Here is a 19,799-nt window from a genome sequence, read left to right as displayed (position 1 = left end):
TCTAAATCTCCTCCAATCCATCCCAGCACAGGTATTTGATCTCGAGGAATTCCTCGATGCCGTATTGCGACCCCTCGCGACCCAGGCCGCTTTGCTTGACGCCGCCGAACGGCGCCACTTCGTTCGAGATCAGGCCGCAGTTGATGCCGACCATGCCCGATTCGATGCCGGCGCCGACGCGCCAGATGCGCGCCGCGTCCCTGCTGTACAGGTAGGCGGCCAGGCCGAACTCGGTGGCGTTGGCCAGTGCCAGCGCCTCCGCCTCGGTGTGGAAACGGAACAGCGGCGCCACCGGGCCGAAGGTTTCCTCGTGGGCGATCTTCATCGACGGCTTGACGTCGACCAGCACCGTCGGCTCGAAGAAGCAGCCGCCCAGCGCATGACGTTTGCCGCCGAGCGCGATGCGGGCGCCGCCGGCCAGCGCGTCGGCGATGTGTTCCTCGACCTTGGCCACGGCGCCGGCGTCGATCAGCGGACCTTGCTGGACACCGTCGTCGAGGCCGTTGCCAACCTTCAGTTCCGCCACGCGCGCGCCCAGCCTGGCGGCGAAGGCGTCGTAGATGCCGTCCTGCACAAAGATGCGGTTGGCGCTGATGCAGGCCTGGCCGGTGTTGCGGAACTTCGAGGCGAGCACGCCTTCGACCGCCGTGTCGAGGTCGGCGTCGTCGAACACCAGCACCGGCGCGTTGCCGCCGAGCTCCATCGAACACTTCTTGATGGTGGCGGCGGCCTGTTGCAGCAGCACGCGGCCCACCTCGGTCGAGCCGGTGAAGGTGATCTTGCGCACCAGCGGATGGCTGGTCAGCTCGGCGCCGAGCAGGCGCGTGTCGTTGCCGGTCAGCACGCTGAACAAGCCGGGCGGCACGCCGGCGCGCAGGGCCAGTTCGGCCAGCGCCAGCGCCGTCAGCGGCGTCTGGCTGGCCGGCTTGACCACCATCGCGCAACCTGCCGCCAGCGCCGGGCCGGCCTTGCGGGTGATCATCGCGGCCGGGAAGTTCCACGGCGTGATGGCGGCGCACACGCCGATCGGCTGCTTGAGCACGACGATGCGCTGGCCTTCCTTCGGCGCCGGGATGACGTCGCCGCGCACCCGCTTGGCCTCCTCGGAAAACCACTGCAGGAAGGAGGCGGCGTAATCGATCTCGCCGCGCGCCTCGCCCAGCGGCTTGCCTTCCTCGAGCGTGATCAGCAGCGCCAGGTCGTCGCGGTTGGCGCGCACCAGTTCATACCAGCGGTGCAGCACCTCGGCGCGGTGCTTGGCGGTCGTCTTGCGCCAAGCCAGGAAGGCCTGGTGTGCGACTTCGATGGCGTGGCGGGCCTCGGCCTGCTGGCAGCGCGGCAGTTCGAGCAGTACCTCGCCGTTGGCCGGGTTGCGCAGCGCGTAGCTGCCATGGGGCGTTTTTGCCAGCCAGTCGCCGCCGACATAGGCGGCGTCGCGCCACAGGGTGGGATCTTTGAGCAGGTGTTTCATCGCTGGTCCTTTAGCGTGGATTGCGGCCGACGAAGAACGCCTCGTCGGCATCGGCGGTGGGATTCAGGCCGGAGGCTTCCTGGCCACGGCGCAGGGCCACCATGTCGCGCGAGTACACGCGCGCCGTCGGATGGCGCAGCGGGCCGCCGTTGTAGCCTTGCAGCCAGCCCTCGTACTTCCACATCATGCGGTTGATCAGGCCATTGCCCGCCTGCGGCACGCTGCCGAAGGCCTTGCGCGCGGCGTCAAGCTGGTAGAAGATCGCCGTCGCCTCGTCGAAGCGGCCTTCCTGGATCAACTTGTACACCTTCGGCAGCACCGGGCCGTAGAAGGCCGAATAATTGGTGCCGCAGAAGGGGATCGGGATCAACTGCGCCAGCGGCACGTATTCGTGCTCCATCGGCGACGAGATCACCACCTCCTTGTGGAAGGCGCGGTGCACCTCGATCGCCGCCATGATGTGCGGCGCGCCACCTTCGGCCTTGATCGCCGCCACGTTCGGGCAATCGTCGATCAGGCGGCGCAGCAGCGGCAGCGACATGTCCGACGGATCGAGCCGGCCGAAGCCCCAGGTCGGAATCGGGAACAGCATCACCGCCAGGTCGGTGGCGTCGCACAGGGCCTTGGTGTAGTTGTAGACGTCCTCCATCGACTTCGGATAGAAGTACGGCGGATAGCCGAGCAGCACCAGTTCCGCGCCGGCCGCCTCGGCCACCTTGAGCGCTTCGATGTTGTCCTCCAGCGTGTTGAACACCGCGTGGTGGACGATGAAAATGCGGCCGGCCGCCTGGTCGACGGCGACCCGCACGAACTGCTCGTACTGGTCGAGCGTGATGGCCACTTCGGAGCAGGTCAGCGTGCCGACGAAGCCGTGGCCGATGGTGGTGTCGACGTCGTGGCGCACCGCCGCTTCGTTGAGGTGTTTGAAATCGGACGTCATCGTCGGGATGATGACGTTGGCCACGCCTTGCAGGCGTTCGCGTGCCCAGTCGCGGGCTTCTTTTTTGGTGTAACCGGCCATGATGGCTCCTATAGGTGGTGCGTGATGCGATGGATGGAAAATTATTTGGAGACGGGCGCGATGCTGGCGGCCAGCGGCGTGCCGATCGCGCGCTCCCGGGCCAGCGCCAACAGCATCTCGGCGATGACCACGTCCTGCAGCGCCGAGCCCACCGATTTGTAGACGACGATGTCGCGTTCCGCGCGGCGCGGCGTGACGGCGCCGGCGGCCAGCGCCGCCAGCGACACCAGCTTGTCCGGCAGGTGGACGCCGGCGCGGGTGGCGGCGATGGCGTCGCCGGTGTCGTGCTCGACCTCGTCGGGCATGTCGGCGACGATGCAGGCGGCGCGCGCCAGCGTCTCCTCGTCGACCTCGCGCTGCTCCGGCAGGGTCGATCCCAGCGAGACGACGGTGCAGCCGGCCGGCAGCCAGGCGCCGCGCAGCACCGGCGATTCATCCCGGCTGCGCGCCGCGCACAGAACGACGTCGGCCTCGCGCACCGCCTCCTGGGCGCTGGCGACGGTCGTGATGTCGAGGTCCGGGCGGAAGCTGTCGGCGAAGCGCTCGCGGCTCGCGGGGGTCGGGCTGTAGACACGCACCGATTGCACCGTGCGCACCGTGCGCAGGCAGTCCAGCGCGCCGCGCGCCTCGAAGCCCGAGCCGATCACCGCCACCCGTAGCGGCCGCAGGGGCGCCAGCAGGTCGACCGCCAGCGTGGCCGTGGCGGCGGTGCGCAGGCCGGTCACGCGGTTGCCGTCGATCAGCGCGGCCAGCGCCGTGGTCTCCTGGTCGAACAGCGAGATCAGGTAGCTGGCGCGCCGGGCGCGGGTGGAGGCCGCGATCAGTTTGCAGCCGAGGTGGCCGCCCGACGGCGAGACCGCCGTCAGGCTGCGCAACCAGTGGCCGTCGCCGCGCGCCATGGAGCGCGGCGGCACCATGGCGTCGGACACCGGACGGGCGTAGGCGTCGGCCAGCGCGGCGACGGCGGCGCCCCAATCGGCCAGCGACGCAACGTCGGCGTCGGACAGGAACAGGGTGGGAGGAATGGTGGTGCTGACTGGTTCGGACATGGCGCGGGCCCCGTGGTTTGGATGCCTTCGACTATACGAGCCGTCATCCGCGCGAGGAACCACCGGTTAGGGAAAGCAGCTATGCTCATTGTCGATGGCTGGCCACGTCGATCGCGTTGATCACGTCGATCACGTAGGGCGGATTAGCGCAGCGTAATCCGCCAGGCTCCGTCGGCGGCTCATGGCGGATTACGCGCTGCGCGCTAATCCGCCCTACGAAACCCACCAATCACGGAAATTCAGGTGAAAGAGGGCGCCAGGCGGCAGATCACGCGCCGCACCTCGCGCGACGCGCGCGTATGCGGACGGCGCGGCGAGACGGCCAGCACCACGTACCGCTCCAGCTCCGGCGAGACGATGCGCGCCGCCGCCAGGCGCCGATCCATGCCGGCCGGCGGCGCGGCGGCGATGGCATAGCCTCCGCCGGCGGCGGCGACCTCATATTGCAGCCGCACCGAATCGACTTCCACCGCCACGTTGAGCGGCAGCGCGTGTTCGGCGCCCAGCCGGTCGAGGCGCGCGCGCAGCAGGTGCGGGCGGCCCGGCACCACCAGCGGCAGGCCCGCCAGCGCGGCGAAGGGCAGCTCCCCGTGCGCCAGCAGCGGGTCGCCGGCGGGCCCGACGACGTGCAACGCCAAGCGCGCGAGCACATCCTCGTCGTCGGCGCGGTCGCCGTCCTCGCGCAGCACCACGGCCATATCGAGCCGGCCTTCGCGCAGGTGTTCGTCCAGTTGGGCGCTGGCGCCCTCGGACAGGTGCAGGCGCACGCCGGGCATTTGCGCGCGCGCCGCCGCGAACAGCGGCCCCGCCAGACGGCCGACGGCCGACGGCAGCAGGCCGACCATGACCTCGCCGACCGGCTGGCCGCGCACGCTGCGGATATCGTCGGCCAGGCGTTCCGCGCCGGCGGCCAGTTCGCCGATGCGGGGCAGCAGCTGCTCGCCGACCTCGGTCAGCACCACGCCTCGCCCGGTGCGCCGGAACAGCCGCTCGCCGCATTGTTGTTCCAGCTGGGCGATATGACGGCTGACCATCGACTGCGGCATGTCGAGCGCGGCGGCCGCCTTGCTTAAACTGCCGACGGCCACCACGCGCAGGAACACCAGCCAGCGCTGCTCGATGATCGCCGGGTCGGGTTGCGTATTTTTAGCGCGCGCTTCCATGGAGCTGCGGTTCACACCGACGCCGCGACCAGGCGGTCGGCGTCGCCGTCGTGCCGGAATCCGGCGGCCAGCGCCAGTGGCGTTTGCAGCGGCGGAAAGCGTCCGAACAGCGCCGTGATCGCGGCGTTCTCCTCGTGCGTGCACAAGGCGCGGCTGCGCGGCCCGTAGCGTCGCGCCAGCGCCGCCAGCAGCTGCTCCATACTCAGATGCAGCACGGGCAGCTGCCAGGTGCGCGAGGCCGGCGCGCCGGCTGTCGGCATGAGCGCCGCATGCTGCAGGTTGTCGACGCAGCACGGCAGCGACATCCACCACGCGGTGGCATCCGCCGGCACCGGGCACACGTAGGGCTGGCCGGCGGCCAGACGGTGCATCACAAGGCTCATGAATGCCGAGCCGTGGCCCGATTCGCTGACTGGCCGGGCGACGATGCCTGGCAGGCGCAGGCTGACCGCGTCGAGTTCCCCGCGCCGGCTCAAATCGGCAAGTTCGATTTCCGCCATCAGCTTGTGGGCGCCGTAGCTGGTCGCCGGCCGGGCCGGTTGATCCTCGCGCACCGGGTCCGCGCCGAGCGGGCCATAGACCGCGACCGAGCTGGCGAACACCAGCCGCGCAGGACTGCCTGTCTTGCGACCCTGCGCGGCCAGCCGATGCGCCAGCGTCAACGTCGCCAGCAGGTTCACTTGATAACCGAGGGCGTGCTCGCGCTCGGCCAGCGAGCCGGGCACGCTCGCCAGGTGGAATACGGTGTCGGCCGGTTGCTCCAACACCTGGTCCAACACGGCGTCGTCGCCGAACGAGCCGCACACCTGGCGGATGTGCGGAGCGGTTGGCGGTTGGTCGAAGCGCTGGTCGATCAGCGTCAGGCGCTGCCGGGGATCGTCGCGCAAGCGCGCCACCAGCGCGCGGCCGACGAATCCATCGGCGCCGGTGATCACCGTATGCTTCAGCGGAGCAGGGGCCGTCATGCCGGCCGCTCCGCCCGCACCACGGTTTGTTCGATGACGCCAAACGGTCCGGCGCCGGCGCCCGGCCAGCGCGCCTCCATCCGTACCCGGTCGCCAAAGCGCATGAAGCCGGTGCGCGCTTCGCCTTGGTCGATCATCTCGATCACCCGCCGCTCGGCGATGCAGGCGGAACCGGCCTGCCGGCTGACATTGGAGACGGTGCCGGTGCCGATGATGGTGCCGGCCTTGAGACGCCGGGTGCGCGCCGCGTGCGCGATCAACTCGCCGAAGCCGAAGCTCATTTCGCCGCCGTCGGGGCGGCCGAAGGGCGCGTCGTTCCAGGACACTTCCAGTTGCAGGTGCACGCGGCCATCCGACCAGCCGTTGCCCAGTTCATCCGGGGTGACGGCGACCGGCGCGAAGCTGGTCGACGGCTTGGCCTGCAGGAAGCCGAAGCCGGTGCGCATTTCGCGCGGGCCCATCGCGCGCAAGCTCCAGTCGTTGAGCTGCACCACCAGCCGCACCGCGTCCAGCGCCTGGTCGGCGCCGCTGCCCATCGCGACCGCGTCGACGATGACGCCGAACTCGCCCTCGAAGTCGATGCCGTCGGTCTCGCTGGGCATCGGCACGTCGTCGTGCGGGCCGAGGAAGTCGTCGCTGGCGCCCTGGTACATCAGCGGTATCGTGTCCAGGTCCGGAATCGGCGGCGTGCCGAAGGCTTTTTCCATCAGGTTGGCGTGGTTGAGGAAGGCCGAGCCGTCGCACCACTGGGGGCTGCGCGGCAGCGGCGCGGCGCAGCGGCGCGGATCGAAGGGTTGGCTTTCCAGGCGTCCGGCGTTGAGCGCCTCATAGCGCCGGCGCAGCGCATCCTCGACGTCGGCCCAGTGCTGCAGCGCGTGCAGCAGGGTCGGCGCGATGTCGCCGGCTTCGACGCAGGCGGTCAGATCGCGCGAGACGATCAGCAGGCGTCCGTCGAGGGTGTGGTCTTGCAGGGTGGCGAATTTCATGTTTTTTTCCAGATGGATGACGGCAGGGCCAGGGCGGCGGCGATGGCCGGATCGTAGGTGGCGTCGACCAGCACGAATAGCATGCGGCAGGGCCGGTCCGAACGGTTGGCCCAGGCGTGGTTGGTGCCGCGCTGGATCACCACGCTGCCGGGTTTGAGCAGCACCTGCGAGTCGTCGAGCACCAGCGTCATCTCGCCCTCGATGACGACGCCGTAGTCGACCGACTCGGTGCGGTGCATCAGCGGGTGCGGCGAATCGGCGGCGACGGTCGACGCGGCGGCGTCGCCGGCCTGGGTGAAGGCGTCGTGCATGCGCGCCGCGCCGTTGGCGAGAAAGTCGTCGGTATCGGGCGGGATGTCGACAAAGCGCATGCGCGTGCCGTTGGCGGGCGGTGGCAGCACCAGCGCGCCAAGCGTCGGGTCGGCGCCGTTGTCGGCCGGCGCCGGGGTGGCGGCGGTGCTCCACACCTCATGGAACACGGTGCCGGGAATGGCCGCCAGTTCGATCACGGTGGGCAGGGCGCCGTCGCTGGCGACGATGGCTTTTCCGGCGGCGTCATGGCCGGTGACGACGCGGTGTATCGGGGGCAGGGACATCATGCTACTCCTATGGGGGGATCAGGATGGCACGGCCACGCGACGGCGGCCGGCCTGGGCGAAACAGAAAACGGACACGCAGCCGATCAGCGCGGCGGCGGCGCCGAGCATGCCGTAACCGGCGCTCTTGACCAGGGTGCCGCCCAGCACCGGGCCGATGGCGGCACCCACCATCAGCATGGCCGGCGTGGCCGACAGCGCGCGGCCGCCGGCGTCGAGTTGCGCCACCAGGCCGAAGGCGAAGGTGTGGGTGAAGATCATCACCGCCGCGAACACGGCGCCGGCGCCGGCGTAGGCCGCGTAGCTGCTGCTGGCGGCGATGGTCAGCGCCAGGGCCGCCTGCAGCACGGGGCCGGCCAGCACCACCAGATGCGCGGGCCAGCGCCGCTCCAGCAGCGCCGCCAGCGGCGCCGGGAACAGGTTGACGAAGCCGAGCGCGATCAGCACGCCGGTGACGGCGCCCGGCGCGAAGCCGCGATCGGCGCCGATGCGCTCCAAAAAGCTGAACATCATCGCCTGCACCAGGCCCATGCAGCCAATGCCGAACGCCGCGAACCAGACGGCCGGCGCGATCGGCGCGGCGTTGGCGGTCCTGACTTCGGTGTCGGCGACGGCCGACGGAAACGCCAGCGCCGACACCAGCGCGGCCACCACCATCACGCCGGCGAAGACGCGGAACAGCACCGGCCCGCCCTGGGTGGCGATCAAACCCGGCATCGAGCCGAGGAAGACGATGGCGAACACGCCCAGCCCCATGCCGGCCAGCGCGAACATGCGGTGCGGATTGCGGCAACGGCCGATGGTCCCGTGGGTCATGCTGAGCGCCGCGCCGGCCGCCGCGCCGGCCAGCGCGTGCAACAGCGCCATCAGCGCGTAGTCGTGGGTGGCGGAGACGCCGGCGAAGGCGGCGGCGGCCAGCGTGAAGCCGCCCACGGCGACCGCGCCGCTGCGCAGCCGGTGGAAGCGCGGCGCGCAAACCAGGCTGCTGGCGACGGCGCCCAGCAGGAACAGCGTGGCCAGCGCGCCGGCCCGCTGCGGATCGAGGCCGTAGCCGGCGATCAGCGCGCCGACCCATACCGGCAGCGCGACCAGGTCGACCATCCCGGCGCAGTGCGCTACCACCAGCGCGACGCGGCCGGGCCAGCGCTCGGCGCGCTCGTTGAAGTTGTTCATGGCGGGCTCCCGGCGCTCAGATCGGCGCCGCGAGGGCCATGTGGGTGGCGTGCATGATGCGCGAATGTTCGGCCTTGTCGCCGCCGGCGATTTCGATCTCGCCCAGCCGGCTCGAATTTTCCACCACCATGCGGCAGCGTTCCCAGCGCCGCGCCTCGAAGCCGGCCAGCGCCTGCTCGATGGTGTCGGCGCCGTCCAACTCGTCGGCCAGCACGATGGCGTCCTCGATGCCGATGCAGGCGCCGGAGGCCATGTGCGGCGTGGTCGCATGGACGGTGTCGCCAATCAGCACCACGCGGCCGCGGTGCCACGGTTGCGGGATCAGCAAGGCTTCCAGCGGCCGGTAGACGATCTGCGCGTCGGCGCCCATCTGCTGCAACTGCGCGCGGCACTGCTGCATCAGCGGCGCCGCGAAGGGTACCAGCAGGTCGGTCAGCATGTCGGTGAATCTGGCCGGATCGATCTGCACGTTGTCGGCGCGGTCCTCGGTCACGAACAGGTACATGCGGTCGCGCGAGACCGGATTGACGCCGGTCTTGATCTTCGGCCCGACCCACATCATGGCCCGTTCCACTTCCGCTGGACGCGGCAGCACGGCGCGCCATACGCACTGGCCGCTGTAGCGCGGTTTGGGCGCCTCCGGCATCAGCGTTTCGCGCACCTTCGAATACAGGCCGTCGGCGCCGATGACCAGGTCGTAATTGCCGACGGTGCCGTCGGTGAAGCTCACTTCGACGCCGTCGGCGTGCTGGCGCAGGCTGGTGAAGGTGCAGCCCAGGCGCACCTTGGCGCCGCTGGCGATGGTGGCGTCGGCCAGGATCTTGGCCAGCACCGGGCGCATGATGGCGCCGCCCCCGGGCACGTCGTCGCCGGCCAGGCGTGGCGTCGGCAACGTGGCCAGGTGCTGGCCGTGCGGCAGCAGCAGGTCGACGCCGTCGGCGGCCGCGCCGTGCTCCAGGAACTGGTCGAGGATGCCCAGCGTCTTGAAGGCGCGCAGCGTGGCGCCGCCCAGGCTGATGCCGGCGCCGTAGGAGCGCCAGCCCGGATCGATCTCGGCCACCTCGACGGCCACGCCCAGCTTGCGCAGCTGGATGGCGGCCGACATGCCGGAAAAGCCGCCGCCGATGATCAGGATGTTGTTTGCTGGTGATGTCATGTGAGTCTCCGTTGATTAATTAGTATTGTCTTCGGTGGTTTTTGTAGCGGGGGCCGGACCCGCGTCGTCCGGCACCTCACCCTTCAAATGTACTTCGCCGGCGGCGTTCAACGCCAGCTTTACCGGCGTCAGCGCCTGGCCGAGGCAGGGGCCGCGCACGCACATGCCGCCGTCGATCTCGAACAGCGCGCCGTGCGCGGCGCAGACGATGTGGGTGCCGCCGGCGTTCAGGTAGGCGTGCCGGCGCCAGGCCATCGGCGTGTCGCCGTAGTGCGGGCACAGGTCGCGATAGCCGTGCAGCGTGGCGCCCTGGCGCACCACCAGCACGCTGTCCTGGCCACTGCCGTGCGGGTCGAAGCCGCGCGCCTCGCCGTCGGGCAGCTCGTCGAGGTGGCACAGCCGGATGTCGGGCGCCCGCATGGCTACTCCTGGACGATGCTTTCCGCCGGCTTGCCTGGCGGCGGGCCGCCAGGCACTCCTGGAGGCGGACCGCCGGCCGGCGCCCATTTGTCGCGCTGCTGGAACAGGAACAGCTGCGAAGCGTCGGCGCTCATCGGCACGTCGCGCGCCGTCCAGGTGGTGTCGTGCAGGTCCATGTCGGCGTCGTATTCGACGTGGCAGCCCAGCGGGCTATTGAAGTACCAGAACCAGTTCGAGCCCATTTTGTGGCGGCCCGGCCCCCAGAACGACTGGTAGCCCTGCTTGACGAAGCGCGTCCCCGCCAGCATCAACTCGGTCGGTCCGCCGAGGTGGAAGGTGAAGTGCTCGACGCCCTGCATGAACGGCGGGGTCTGGATCAGGAACAGCGTGTGGTGGTCCAGCGTGCCGGCCGGCTGCAGGAAGGGGCCGGCGCCGCCGAGACGGTCGGTGCAGCGGAAACCGAGGCGCTCGACATAGAACGCTTCCGCCCTGGCGATGTCGGGCACGAAGTAGACCACGTGCGACAGCGTGCGTGGCTGGATCACGGCTTGCTCGTCGACCGCCACCACGTTCGGTGCGCGCTGCGCCGGCGCGCCCGGCGCGTTGACCGCTTCGGCCGGCAGCGCGAACGGGCGCCGCACGGTGACCTGGAAGCCAAGCACGAACCCCAGGTCGTCGCTGGCCTCGAGCGAGCCGTCGGGCAGGCGGCGTACCTCGCGGTCCTTGCCCAGTTCCGCGGCGATGGCGTCCAAGGTGGCCGCGTCGGCCACGCCGTAGACGGTCTTGCGCAGCATGGTGCGGGTCGGCAGGGGTGGCGGCAGCGTAGCGTCGTCCTGGCGGGCGATGACGATGGCGGTGCCGTCGAGCGCTTCGAAGCGGCCGCCGGCGGCGCTCACGCCGACCGGCATCAGGCCGTAGTCGGTCAGGTACTGGCTGCAGGCGGCGACGTCGTCGACGCCGAATACGAGTGCGTCTGGTCCGATGATATGCATGGTTGCTTCCTTGTTGGTTTAAATGGAGACGCGCCCGCCGAGGGTCTCAGCGACCCAGTCGGCGATGTAGGCGCCGGCGTTGGCGGAGTTGTCAAAGCTGGAGTGCTGGACGCCGCCTTCGCGTTCGGTGAAGATCTTCAGTTCCCGTTTGGGGCTGTTGACCAGTTGTTCGTAGGTGCGCTCGGCCCAGTGCAGCGGGATCTGACTATCCTTGCTGCCGTGAGTGACGAGGAAGGGCACCTTGATGCGTTCGACCACGCCGTCGAGGTGGACGTTTTCGGCGATGCGCATGAAGTCCTCGAGATCCTTGGCGCCCCACACCCATTGCACGTGCGACCAGTAATGCGGCACCGGGAAGCTGCCTTCCTTCTGCAAGCGCTTCTTCTGCACGTCGCGCCAGTCGTGGTTGGCGCCCCAGACGACGCCGCAGGCGAAGCGCGGCTCGAAGGCCACCGCGCGCGGGCAGTAGTAACCGCCCAGCGACACGCCTTCGCAGCCGATGCGCGACGGATCGATGTCGTCGCGCGTCTCGAGCCAGTCGACCACCTTGGCGGCCCATACCTCGCTGTTGTAGACGGCCGTCAGATCATGCAGCCGCAGCGCCTCGCCGGTGCCCGGCTGGTCCACCACCAGCGACGACACGCCGCGCTGCGCCAGCCAGCGCGGCAGGCCGACGCGATACTTCATCTCCTTGGTCGAATCGAGGCCGTTGAGCTGCACCAGCACCGGTGCGCGGCCGGCCACGCCCTCGGCCCGGATGTACAGCGCCGACAGGTGGGTGTCGCCGTACGGGATCTCGACCCGCTCGCAGTTCTCGCCGGCCAGCGCCGTGCCCTTGGCGAACACCTCGAGGAAGCGCTGGTACAAGGCCATGCGGCCTTCGGAGCCGTGCGCCTGCAGCCGCTCGGCGGTCAGGTAGTAGGTGGCGGCGCGGCCGTATTTGTCGCCGGCCGAGATCAGGCGCCCGCGCGCCTCGTCCTCGGCGGCCAGCTCGCACAGCTTGTCGGCCATGCGCACCCAAGTGGCGCGGAACGCCTGCGAGCCGGCGGCGTCGGGCTGGCTGGCCGCTTCGCGCAGCGGCGCGCACATCTCCTCGATCTCGCCCATTTTGGCGCCCATCTCGATGGCGAGGTTGATGGAAAGGTCCCAGACATAGTTGGTGGGGAAATAGCGGAACATGGATACTCCTTACGATAAAATCTGTGGACCGGCCGCCGCGCGGGCCGGCTTGAGCAGGAAGTGCGACAGCGCCGGCACCAGGATCAGCGCGCCGAGCATGTTCCACAAGAACATGAAGCCCAGCAGCAGGCCCATGTCGGCCTGGAACTTGATCGGGCTGGCGACCCAGGTGATGACGCCGATGGCCAGCGTGACGCCGGTCAGCATCACCACCTTGCCGGTGAAGAGCAGGGCGCGGTAGTAGGCAGCCGACAGGCTGGCCCCCTGGCGCAGCTGGGCCAGCGTGATGCTCAGGATGTAGAGCGCGTAGTCGACGCCGATGCCCACGCCCAGCGCGATCACCGGCAAGGTGGCGACCTTGACGCCCATGCCGAACACCACCATCAGGGCCTCGGCCAGCACGGATGTGAGCATCAGCGGCAGCACCGCCACCAGCACCGCGCGCCACGAGCGGAAGGTGATAAAGCACAGCACCACGACCGCCGCGTACACCATCAACAGCATGCGGCGCCAGGCTTCGTGGACGACGATGTTGGTGGCCGCCTCGATGCCGGCCGAACCGGCCGCCAGCAGGAAGCGCACATCCTTGCTGTCGTTGGCGGCGGCGAAGGCCTCGACGTGGGCCACCACGCGCGCCAGAGTGTCGGCCTTGTGGTCGCGCAGGTAGGCGTAGACCGTCAGCAGGCCGCAGCTGTCGTTGTACAGGCCGCGCGGGGCGCCGGCGGTGACGGTGTTGAGCATGTCCTGGTTGGGCAGGAACTCGTACCATTTCGGATTGCCCTCGTTCAGGCCCGCCAGCACGCGGCGGTTCAGCAGCGCCAGGCTGTTGGTGCTGTCGACGCCGTCGATCTGGCGCAACTGCCATTCCAGCGCGTCGATCTTGTTGAGGGTGTCGTACTGCGCGCACTGGCCGTCCGGGGTCTTGACCATCACCGCCAGCACGTCGCTCGAGGCGCCGTACGCGGCCGACAGGGCGGCCACGTCGCGGTTGTAGCGGCTGTCGGCGCGCAGCTCCGGCGCGCCCGGATCGAGGTCGCCGATCTTGAGGCGGGTGCTGAGCGCGTAGCCGCCGGCGGCCAGCAGCAGCGCCACGGCGATCGCGCCGAGCGCCCAGCGGCGGCCGGTGAAGCGGTCCAGCAGCGCCCACAGGCGGTGGCGCGCCTGGCCGCCGGCGTCGGCCGCCTCGGTGCGCAGGCTGCGCGCGGCGGCGCTGGCGCTGACGCCGGTGTAGCTGAGCAGGATCGGCAGCAGGATCAGATTGGTGATGATCAGCATGCCCACGCCCAGCGAGGCGGCCACCGCCAGTTCGCGGATGACGTCGATGTCGATGGTCGACAGCACGGCGAAGCCGACGGCGTCGGCCAGCAGCGCCGTCAGCCCGGCCAGGAACAGCCGGCGGAAGGTGAAGCGCGCCGCCACCAGCTTGTGCATGCCGCGCCCGACGTCCTGCATGATGCCGTTCATCTTCTGGGCGCCGTGGCTCATGCCGATGGCGAACACCAGGAACGGCACCAGGATCGAATACGGATCGAGCGCGTAGCCGAGCATTGGCAGCATGCCCAGTTGCCATAGCACCGCCACCAGGGAGGCCAGCACCACCAGGGCGGTCGAGCGCGCGCAGCGGGTGTACCAGTAGACCATGGCCGTGGCGATGGCGACCGCGATGGCGAAGAACAGCAGCACCGCGCGCACGCCGTCGATCAAGTCGCCGACCAGCTTGGCGAAGCCGGTGATGTGCAGGCGCACGCCTTGTTGCTCGTACTTGGCGCGCAGCGCTTCGAGGCGCTGGGCGAAGGCGCCGTAGTCGAGCGCCTTGCCGTCGCCGTCGCGCACCAGCAGCGGCACGTAGATCACGCTGGAGCCGGCGTTGAAGGCGACCAGCTGGCCGATCTCGCCGGAGCGGGCGATGTTGGCGCGCAGCTGCGCCAGGCTGGCGGCGCCGCCGTCGTAGCCGTCCGGGATCACCGGGCCGCCCTCCAGGCCGTCCTCGGTGACGCCGACCCAGCGCGTGCCCGGCGTCCAGAGCGATTTCATCTGCGTGCGCGCCACGCCCGGCAGCAGGAACACTTCCTCGCTCAGCTTGCGCAGGGTTTCGAGGTAGGCGGCGTCGTAGATGCTGCCGCGCGGATTGTCGACCGCGATGCGCACCGCGTTGCCCAGGCCGGTCAGCTCGGCCTGGTGGGCCAGGTAGTTCTGGATGTACGGGTGGTGCGTCGGAATGGTCTTCTCGAAGCTGGCGTTGATCGTCAGCCTGGTGGTTTGCCAGCCCAGCGCGATGGTCACCAGCGCGCAGGCCAGCATCACCAGTAGGCGGTGGTTGAACAGCAGCCGTTCGACCAGCGAGCCGGAGGCGCGGTCGAACTGGTTCAGGTTCTCGGACATGTTCATGGCTGGCCCCCGTTTGCCGGCTTGGCGGCGACCACTGCCACACCGCGCGCGCTGAGCGCGAGCAGCTTGCCGTCGTCGAGCGCCAGCACGCCGTTCAGTGGCGCCAGCGGCGCGCCGGGCAGCGGCACCAGCGCGTCCTGGCGGGCGGCCAGCAGCACGCCGGCCTGGTTGGCGAACAGCAGCGAGCCGTCGGCGCGCGCGGCCGATGCCGTGATCGTCACCGGCATCGGACTGGACAGCTGCCGCCAGCTGGCGCCGGCGTCGGCGGAACGCCAGACGTTGCCGCGCAGGCCGGCCAGCACGAGGGCGCCGTCGCCGGTCAGCTCCGCGCTGAAGAAACTGCCTTGATAGGGTACCGGCAGGCGTTTGAAGGTGCGGCCGGCGTCGGTGGACAGCAGCGCCAGTCCGCGCTCGCCGCCGATCAGCAGGGTGTCGCCGCGGCGGCGCACGGCGTTCAGGTGCAGACCTTTTGGATTGTCGATGCGGTCCATCCACGAGGACCAGGTCCGGCCGCCGTCGGCGCTGGCGAAGGCCAGGCCGTAGGCGCCGACCGCCAGCATGCGGCCGCCGCCGAGCAGGCAGACGTCGAGCAGCGGCTTGTCGGCGCCGTCGGCCACCAGGCGTTCGGCGTCGCGGATGGCGGCGGCGTCGGTGCCGGCGCGCGCGGCCTCCAGCGCCAGGGTGGCGATGCGCTGGCCGTCCATCACGCTTTGCCAGCTGGCGCCACCGTCGCCGCTGACCAGGATGACGCCGCCATGGCCGACCGCGACGCCGTTGCTGGCGTCGGCGAAGCGCACCGCCGTCAGCGTCACGCTGACCGGCACGGCGGCCTGGCGCCAGCTGTTGCCCGCGTCGTCGCTGAGCAGGATGATACCGCGCTCGCCGACGGCGACGATGCGCTTGCCCGCCGTGGCGGCGCCCAGCAGCACCGACCGGGCGGCGCCGCGCGCCATCACGGCCGGGCGCAGCCGCGCCGCCGTGGTGGCCAGGGCGGCCGTGGCCGTCGGCGCCGGCGCGCTATCGGCCAGCGCGGCGGCGGGCAGGGCGCCCAGGGCCAGCGCGCCGATGAAGGTGCTCGCCAACATCAGCGCGCACCTTCGCCGGTCATCGCATCGGGCGTGAAGACGCTGTCCTGATAGCGCGGCTTGAGCGGATACTGCGCCGCCTTCGACGTCGACAGGTCGCCGACGAACGCCGTGCCGGAGATCAGGTCGGTGTAGCCGAAGGCGCCGATCACCGTGCCCGGCAGGTCCGGCGCGACGAAGGTCTGCGACCACAGCGTCTTCCACAACTGGCCGTTGGCGTCCCAGCGGTCGCCCAGCACGCAGTTCCAGGTATCTTCGTCGCAGTAGTAGCGGCTCTTCGGCGCCTGGTGGCGCTGGCCGGTGCGCAGGCTGGCCTCGACCACCCACACCCGGTGCTTCTCCCACCGCACATGGTCGGGATTGAGGTAGGCCTTGCCCAGCAGCTCGGCGTCGGTCTTCGGTTGCAGCAGCTTGTTGCCGTTGTACGGGATCAGCAGTTCCTGCTTGCCGACGATCTTCCAGTCGAAGCGGTCGGTGCGTCCGGTCCAGGTGGACAGCTCGTCAAAGCTCATCACCCCGGCCGTCGACGGCGTCGGCGTGTCGCAGCACGGATTGGGCAGCTTGCGCACGCGGCGCTGGCCGGTCAGGTAAACCCACGCCTGGTCCTTGCTGGCGTCGATGCTGTTGCGCCCGACGATGGCCTCGCCGGCGCGGATCGGCGGCCCGGAATTGATCAGGCGGATCAGCCATTGCTCGTTGGTCTTAGAAAATTGCTCCAGCGAGCTCTCCGGGAAATAGTAGGGCATTTGTTCGTCGGCCACGCCGGCGGTGGTCAGCACGGCCTTGCCGTCGGCCGTCAACTGGTACTGGTTCAGCGGCACCTGCCACGAGGTGCCGCGCCAGCGCAGCACGTGGTTCCACATCACCTCGGCGCCGGTCTTGGGGATCGGGAAGGGAATGCCACCGAAGGCGCCGCTGACGACGTCGGCGGTCAGCTTGGCGCGCGTGGCGTTCTTGAACGTGTTGTCGTACACCCATTGCGGCGCGGCGGCGGTGCGGTGGGTCTGGTAGACGTCGAGCCGGTAGTCGGGGTACTTCTTGAGCATGGCCTTGGTGCCGTCGCTGAGCAAGGCGCCGTACTGGTCGGCGTTCTTGCCGGTGACCACATACAGCGGCTTTTCGTCCTTGAACGGGTCGCCGCGCCGGCCACCGGCCTTGTCGCCGGCGATGGGGGTGGTGTAGCCGCCGGTCCAGGCCGGAATGCTGCCGTCCTTGTTGCCGGCTTTTTCGCCGCCCAGCGGCGTCAGTTCCGTCTTCAGTTTGGCCGCTTCGTCGGGCGTGGCGGCGGACGCCAGCGCGCCGGTGGCCAGCGCGGCGAGCGCGGCAAGGGTCGATATCGAATGCTTCATACGGTCTCCGGAGTGGTTTTTAGAAGGTGCGGCGCAGCGACAGCGCGAGGTAGTCGCGGTCGGCCAGGGCGTTGCCGCTGGTGTAGACGGCGGCGCCGTTGGCCAGCAGCGGGCGGTAATTGACGAACGGCTCGGCCTTGCCCAGGTATTTGTTGAAGCTGAGCGAGAACTGCCACACGCCCTGGTAGGTGCCGTCGACGCCGAACGTGGCGGTGCCGCTGTGCTTGGCGCCCCAGCCGAGGCCGGTGACCGACGAGTAGCCGTCGAGCGCGTAGCGCAAGCCGACCGGTACGCTCAGGTCGAGCCCGGGCAGCGCCTGGCGGTAGGTCGGCGTGTAGATCATCTGCAGCGCGCTGGCGTCGCGCGTGCGCAGGCCGTCGAGCGTGTGGTTGGGATCGTCCTGCGACAGCGCCCGGTTCCAGGCCAGCTCGCCGATGAACGATGATTCGCGCGCCAGCCAGTTCGGTCCCAGTGAGCTCAGCCACGAGAGGTTGACGTGGGCGGTGCGGCCGGTGGCGTACGAGGGCTGCGGCTGCACGTTCGGGTAGACCACGTTCTGGTTGGTCAGCGGCATGTTGTTGCGGACCGACGCCTCCAGCGCGAAGCTGGTGTTGCCGATCGCGTGGGTGGCGCTGGCGCCCCAGGTGGTGATGGCCTCCGGGAAGATGTAGTACCAGCTGCTCGGCGCGGCGCTGGTGACGTTCAATTGCGAATAGAACTGGCCGGACTTGTCGTGGTAGCGCGCGGCGTAGAAGCCGATGTCGGTCTCGTCGAGGCGCCATTTGAGCTGGGCGCCGAACTGGCCGTGGTCCGATGGCTTCTGGTCGGCGCCGGGCAGCAAGACGTTGCCGCTGACGATCTCCGGCAGCGGCGAGCCGCCCCAGATGTTGTTGGAGGTGTTGAAATAGCTGCCGGCCGGCGCCATGCGGTCGGCCTCCCAGCGGAACTGGTAGTAGGCACCGACGGTGACGTCCGGGCTCAGTTGCAGCTGGCCGGACACCTGCGGCACCGGACGGATGATCTCCTTGAATTGGGCGTTGGGCGACGACTGCAGCTTCATCACGTCGGTCGGTCCCTGGGCGCGGGCGATGCCGTTGTCGCCGAAGAACAGCGTCTCGCCGTAGACCAGCGCGTGCTGGCCCAGGCGCGCGCTGAGCTTGTGGCCCGCGCCCAGCTCCCAGCCGCCGAAGATGAAGGCGTCCAGCAGCTCGGCCTTGCGGCCGGCCAGCTTGCGGGTCGATTCGGGGATGCTGTCGTAGGGGGACTGGCCGTTGTGCGTGTCGGTGGCGTCGGTCCTGCCGTCGTAGGCCTGGTCGTACCAGCCGGCCGCGCTGACGCGCACGCCGAAGTCCTTGCGGTAGACGGCGTCGAACTCGCTGAGCAGGTCGATCCGCTTGGACACCAGGCCCTTGTTGCGGAAGTTGTCGTCGCCGGCGTTGAAGTTGAGCGCCTGCGGAAAGGCCGATGCCGGCACGCCCGGCACCAGTTGCCGGGTGGTGTCGACCAGCGCCGGATCGGCGTCATGCACGCGGTACATGGTACTGATTTTCAGCGTGTTGTCGAAGCGAACCGTCCAATCGGGATTGGACAGTTCGAGCTCGGCGGCGTGGCCGTGGACGGCGGCCAGGGTAGTCGCCAGCGTGGCCGTCTTCAACAGGCCCAGACGCGGGGGCGCCGGCCGGGCAGCGGGTGCCAGGAAGTTATTCATTATTGTCTCCGGTTATGTTTTTATGTGGTGCATTCAGTTTGCCAACGGAGCGCGTATGTGTAAAATTGATTGTATGCATTCGATGTATCGATGCTGTCGATACCTATAAAAACCGAAGGAGACCGCATGCGCTTCAACAAGCTGGACTTGAACCTGCTGGTGGCGCTCGACGCCATGTTCACGCTGCGCAGCGTCAGCCGCGCGGCCGAGCAGCTGCACATGAGCCAGTCGGCACTCAGCAGTTCGCTGGCGCGGCTGCGCGAATACTTTGGCGACGACCTGCTGGTGCAGGTGGGGCGGCAGATGGAGTTGACGCCGCGCGCCGAGGTCTTGCAGGAGGCGGTGCGCGACGTGCTGGTGCGCGTCAACACGACCATCACCGCCACGCCGCATTTCGAGCCGGCGCGCTCGGACCGCGAGTTCCGCATCTTCGTCTCGGATTTCACGATGTCGGTGCTGGTGCCGCACCTGCTGGTGCTGGCGCGCGAGCAATCGAGCAGCGTGCGCTTCCACCTGTTGCCGCAAACGCGGCAGCCGCAACGCACGCTGGAGCACGGCGACGCCGACCTGCTGGTGATTCCGCACGAGTTCTGCTCGCCGGAGCATCCGACCGACGGCCTGTTCGAGGAGGAGTTTTGCGCCGTGGTGTGGGACCAGAGCCGCTACGCGAAGCAGGGCGCGATCTCGCTGGCCGAGTACCAGGCGGCCGGGCATGTGGTGATGCAGCCGCCCGGCATGGACCGCACCTTCGAGTACACGTTCATGGAAAACACCGGTATCAAGCGGCGGGTGGAGGTGACCACCTTCAGCTTCCTGGCCGCGCCGTTTCTGGTGGTGGGCACGGAGCGCGTCGCCACGGTGCACCGCCGGCTGGCGAAGGAGGTCGCGCGCGGGCTGCCGGTGGCGATGCTGGACATGCCGCTGCGGGTGACTCGCATGGCGCAGTCGATGCAGTGGCACAAATATCGCACGCAGGACCCGGGGCTGGTGTGGCTGCGCGATTTGCTGCACCAGGCGGTGGCAAGGATGGACGCTGGTATCGAAGCCATCGATGGGAGTAATCGACAGAAGTGATTTTACAGCGCGGCACGGCGCGCC

The 19,799-nt window shown here is 69.4% G+C and carries 17 protein-coding genes; 1 reads left to right on the top strand and 16 read right to left on the bottom strand.

Translation table 11 applies throughout. The features are described 5' to 3' along the window. Position 1: 1 nt before the first annotated feature. The 16 genes from JOD97_RS04805 to JOD97_RS04730 form a co-directional block, all read right to left on the bottom strand. Positions 2-1,471 carry an NAD-dependent succinate-semialdehyde dehydrogenase gene (locus tag JOD97_RS04805; protein ID WP_209713800.1) on the bottom strand — a complete coding sequence of 490 codons (1,470 nt, stop codon included), beginning with the start codon at positions 1,469-1,471 and terminating at the stop codon, positions 2-4. A 10-nt stretch (positions 1,472-1,481) separates the two neighbouring features. Next, a complete protein-coding gene (locus JOD97_RS04800) occupies positions 1,482-2,492 on the bottom strand; it encodes a dihydrodipicolinate synthase family protein (RefSeq protein ID WP_209713798.1) in 1,011 nt (336 codons plus the stop codon). Positions 2,493-2,533: 41 nt separating this feature from the next. Then, a complete protein-coding gene (locus tag JOD97_RS04795; RefSeq protein ID WP_209713796.1) occupies positions 2,534-3,541 on the bottom strand; it encodes an ornithine cyclodeaminase family protein in 1,008 nt (335 codons plus the stop codon). 239 nt (positions 3,542-3,780) lie between these two features. Then, complete coding sequence (locus JOD97_RS04790; protein ID WP_373999783.1) at positions 3,781-4,719, bottom strand: LysR family transcriptional regulator; 939 nt, start codon at positions 4,717-4,719, stop codon at positions 3,781-3,783. Beyond that, positions 4,716-5,669 carry an NAD-dependent epimerase/dehydratase family protein gene (locus JOD97_RS04785; RefSeq protein ID WP_209713794.1) on the bottom strand — a complete coding sequence of 318 codons (954 nt, stop codon included), beginning with the start codon at positions 5,667-5,669 and terminating at the stop codon, positions 4,716-4,718. The genes JOD97_RS04790 and JOD97_RS04785 overlap by 4 nt, the downstream gene beginning before the upstream one ends. Then, positions 5,666-6,655, bottom strand: a complete 990-nt coding sequence (locus JOD97_RS04780) for a fumarylacetoacetate hydrolase family protein (protein ID WP_209713792.1) — start codon at positions 6,653-6,655, stop codon at positions 5,666-5,668. Before JOD97_RS04780 ends, JOD97_RS04785 begins: the two co-directional genes overlap by 4 nt. Continuing rightward, a complete protein-coding gene (locus JOD97_RS04775) occupies positions 6,652-7,251 on the bottom strand; it encodes a cupin domain-containing protein (RefSeq protein WP_209717183.1) in 600 nt (199 codons plus the stop codon). The genes JOD97_RS04780 and JOD97_RS04775 overlap by 4 nt, the downstream gene beginning before the upstream one ends. Before the next feature lie 21 nt (positions 7,252-7,272). Continuing rightward, positions 7,273-8,424 carry an MFS transporter gene (locus tag JOD97_RS04770; RefSeq protein ID WP_209713790.1) on the bottom strand — a complete coding sequence of 384 codons (1,152 nt, stop codon included), beginning with the start codon at positions 8,422-8,424 and terminating at the stop codon, positions 7,273-7,275. Positions 8,425-8,440: 16 nt separating this feature from the next. Further along, positions 8,441-9,580, bottom strand: a complete 1,140-nt coding sequence (locus JOD97_RS04765) for an FAD-dependent oxidoreductase (RefSeq protein WP_209713788.1) — start codon at positions 9,578-9,580, stop codon at positions 8,441-8,443. A 15-nt stretch (positions 9,581-9,595) separates the two neighbouring features. Continuing rightward, positions 9,596-10,000 (bottom strand): Rieske 2Fe-2S domain-containing protein, encoded by a 405-nt coding sequence (locus JOD97_RS04760; RefSeq protein ID WP_209713786.1) that lies wholly within the window; start codon positions 9,998-10,000, stop codon positions 9,596-9,598. Between the two features lie 2 nt (positions 10,001-10,002). Continuing rightward, on the bottom strand, positions 10,003-10,992 hold the full coding sequence (locus JOD97_RS04755) for a VOC family protein (RefSeq protein ID WP_209713784.1): 990 nt from the start codon (positions 10,990-10,992) through the stop codon (positions 10,003-10,005). A gap of 18 nt (positions 10,993-11,010) precedes the next feature. Then, positions 11,011-12,171, bottom strand: coding sequence for a S9 family peptidase (locus tag JOD97_RS04750; protein WP_209713782.1), 1,161 nt, complete (start codon positions 12,169-12,171; stop codon positions 11,011-11,013). 9 nt (positions 12,172-12,180) lie between these two features. Continuing rightward, positions 12,181-14,559 (bottom strand): RND family transporter, encoded by a 2,379-nt coding sequence (locus JOD97_RS04745; RefSeq protein WP_209713780.1) that lies wholly within the window; start codon positions 14,557-14,559, stop codon positions 12,181-12,183. After that, positions 14,556-15,644: a YCF48-related protein gene (locus JOD97_RS04740; protein ID WP_209713778.1), complete on the bottom strand. Its 1,089-nt coding sequence runs from the start codon at positions 15,642-15,644 to the stop codon at positions 14,556-14,558. Before JOD97_RS04740 ends, JOD97_RS04745 begins: the two co-directional genes overlap by 4 nt. Continuing rightward, positions 15,644-16,993, bottom strand: a complete 1,350-nt coding sequence (locus JOD97_RS04735) for a DUF1329 domain-containing protein (protein ID WP_209713776.1) — start codon at positions 16,991-16,993, stop codon at positions 15,644-15,646. Before JOD97_RS04735 ends, JOD97_RS04740 begins: the two co-directional genes overlap by 1 nt. Before the next feature lie 19 nt (positions 16,994-17,012). Then, positions 17,013-18,701, bottom strand: a complete 1,689-nt coding sequence (locus JOD97_RS04730) for a DUF1302 domain-containing protein (RefSeq protein WP_209713774.1) — start codon at positions 18,699-18,701, stop codon at positions 17,013-17,015. 126 nt (positions 18,702-18,827) lie between these two features. Between JOD97_RS04730 and JOD97_RS04725 the strand changes: the two genes are divergently transcribed. After that, positions 18,828-19,775, top strand: a complete 948-nt coding sequence (locus tag JOD97_RS04725) for a LysR family transcriptional regulator (RefSeq protein WP_209713772.1) — start codon at positions 18,828-18,830, stop codon at positions 19,773-19,775. The last annotated feature ends 24 nt before the right edge of the window (positions 19,776-19,799 follow it).

The sequence above is a fragment of the Duganella sp. 1411 genome (assembly GCF_017833525.1).
Classification (GTDB): Bacteria; Pseudomonadota; Gammaproteobacteria; order Burkholderiales; family Burkholderiaceae_D; genus Rugamonas.
Note: the sequence above shows the minus strand (reverse complement) of the source record. Positions and strands in the feature narration are given on the sequence as shown.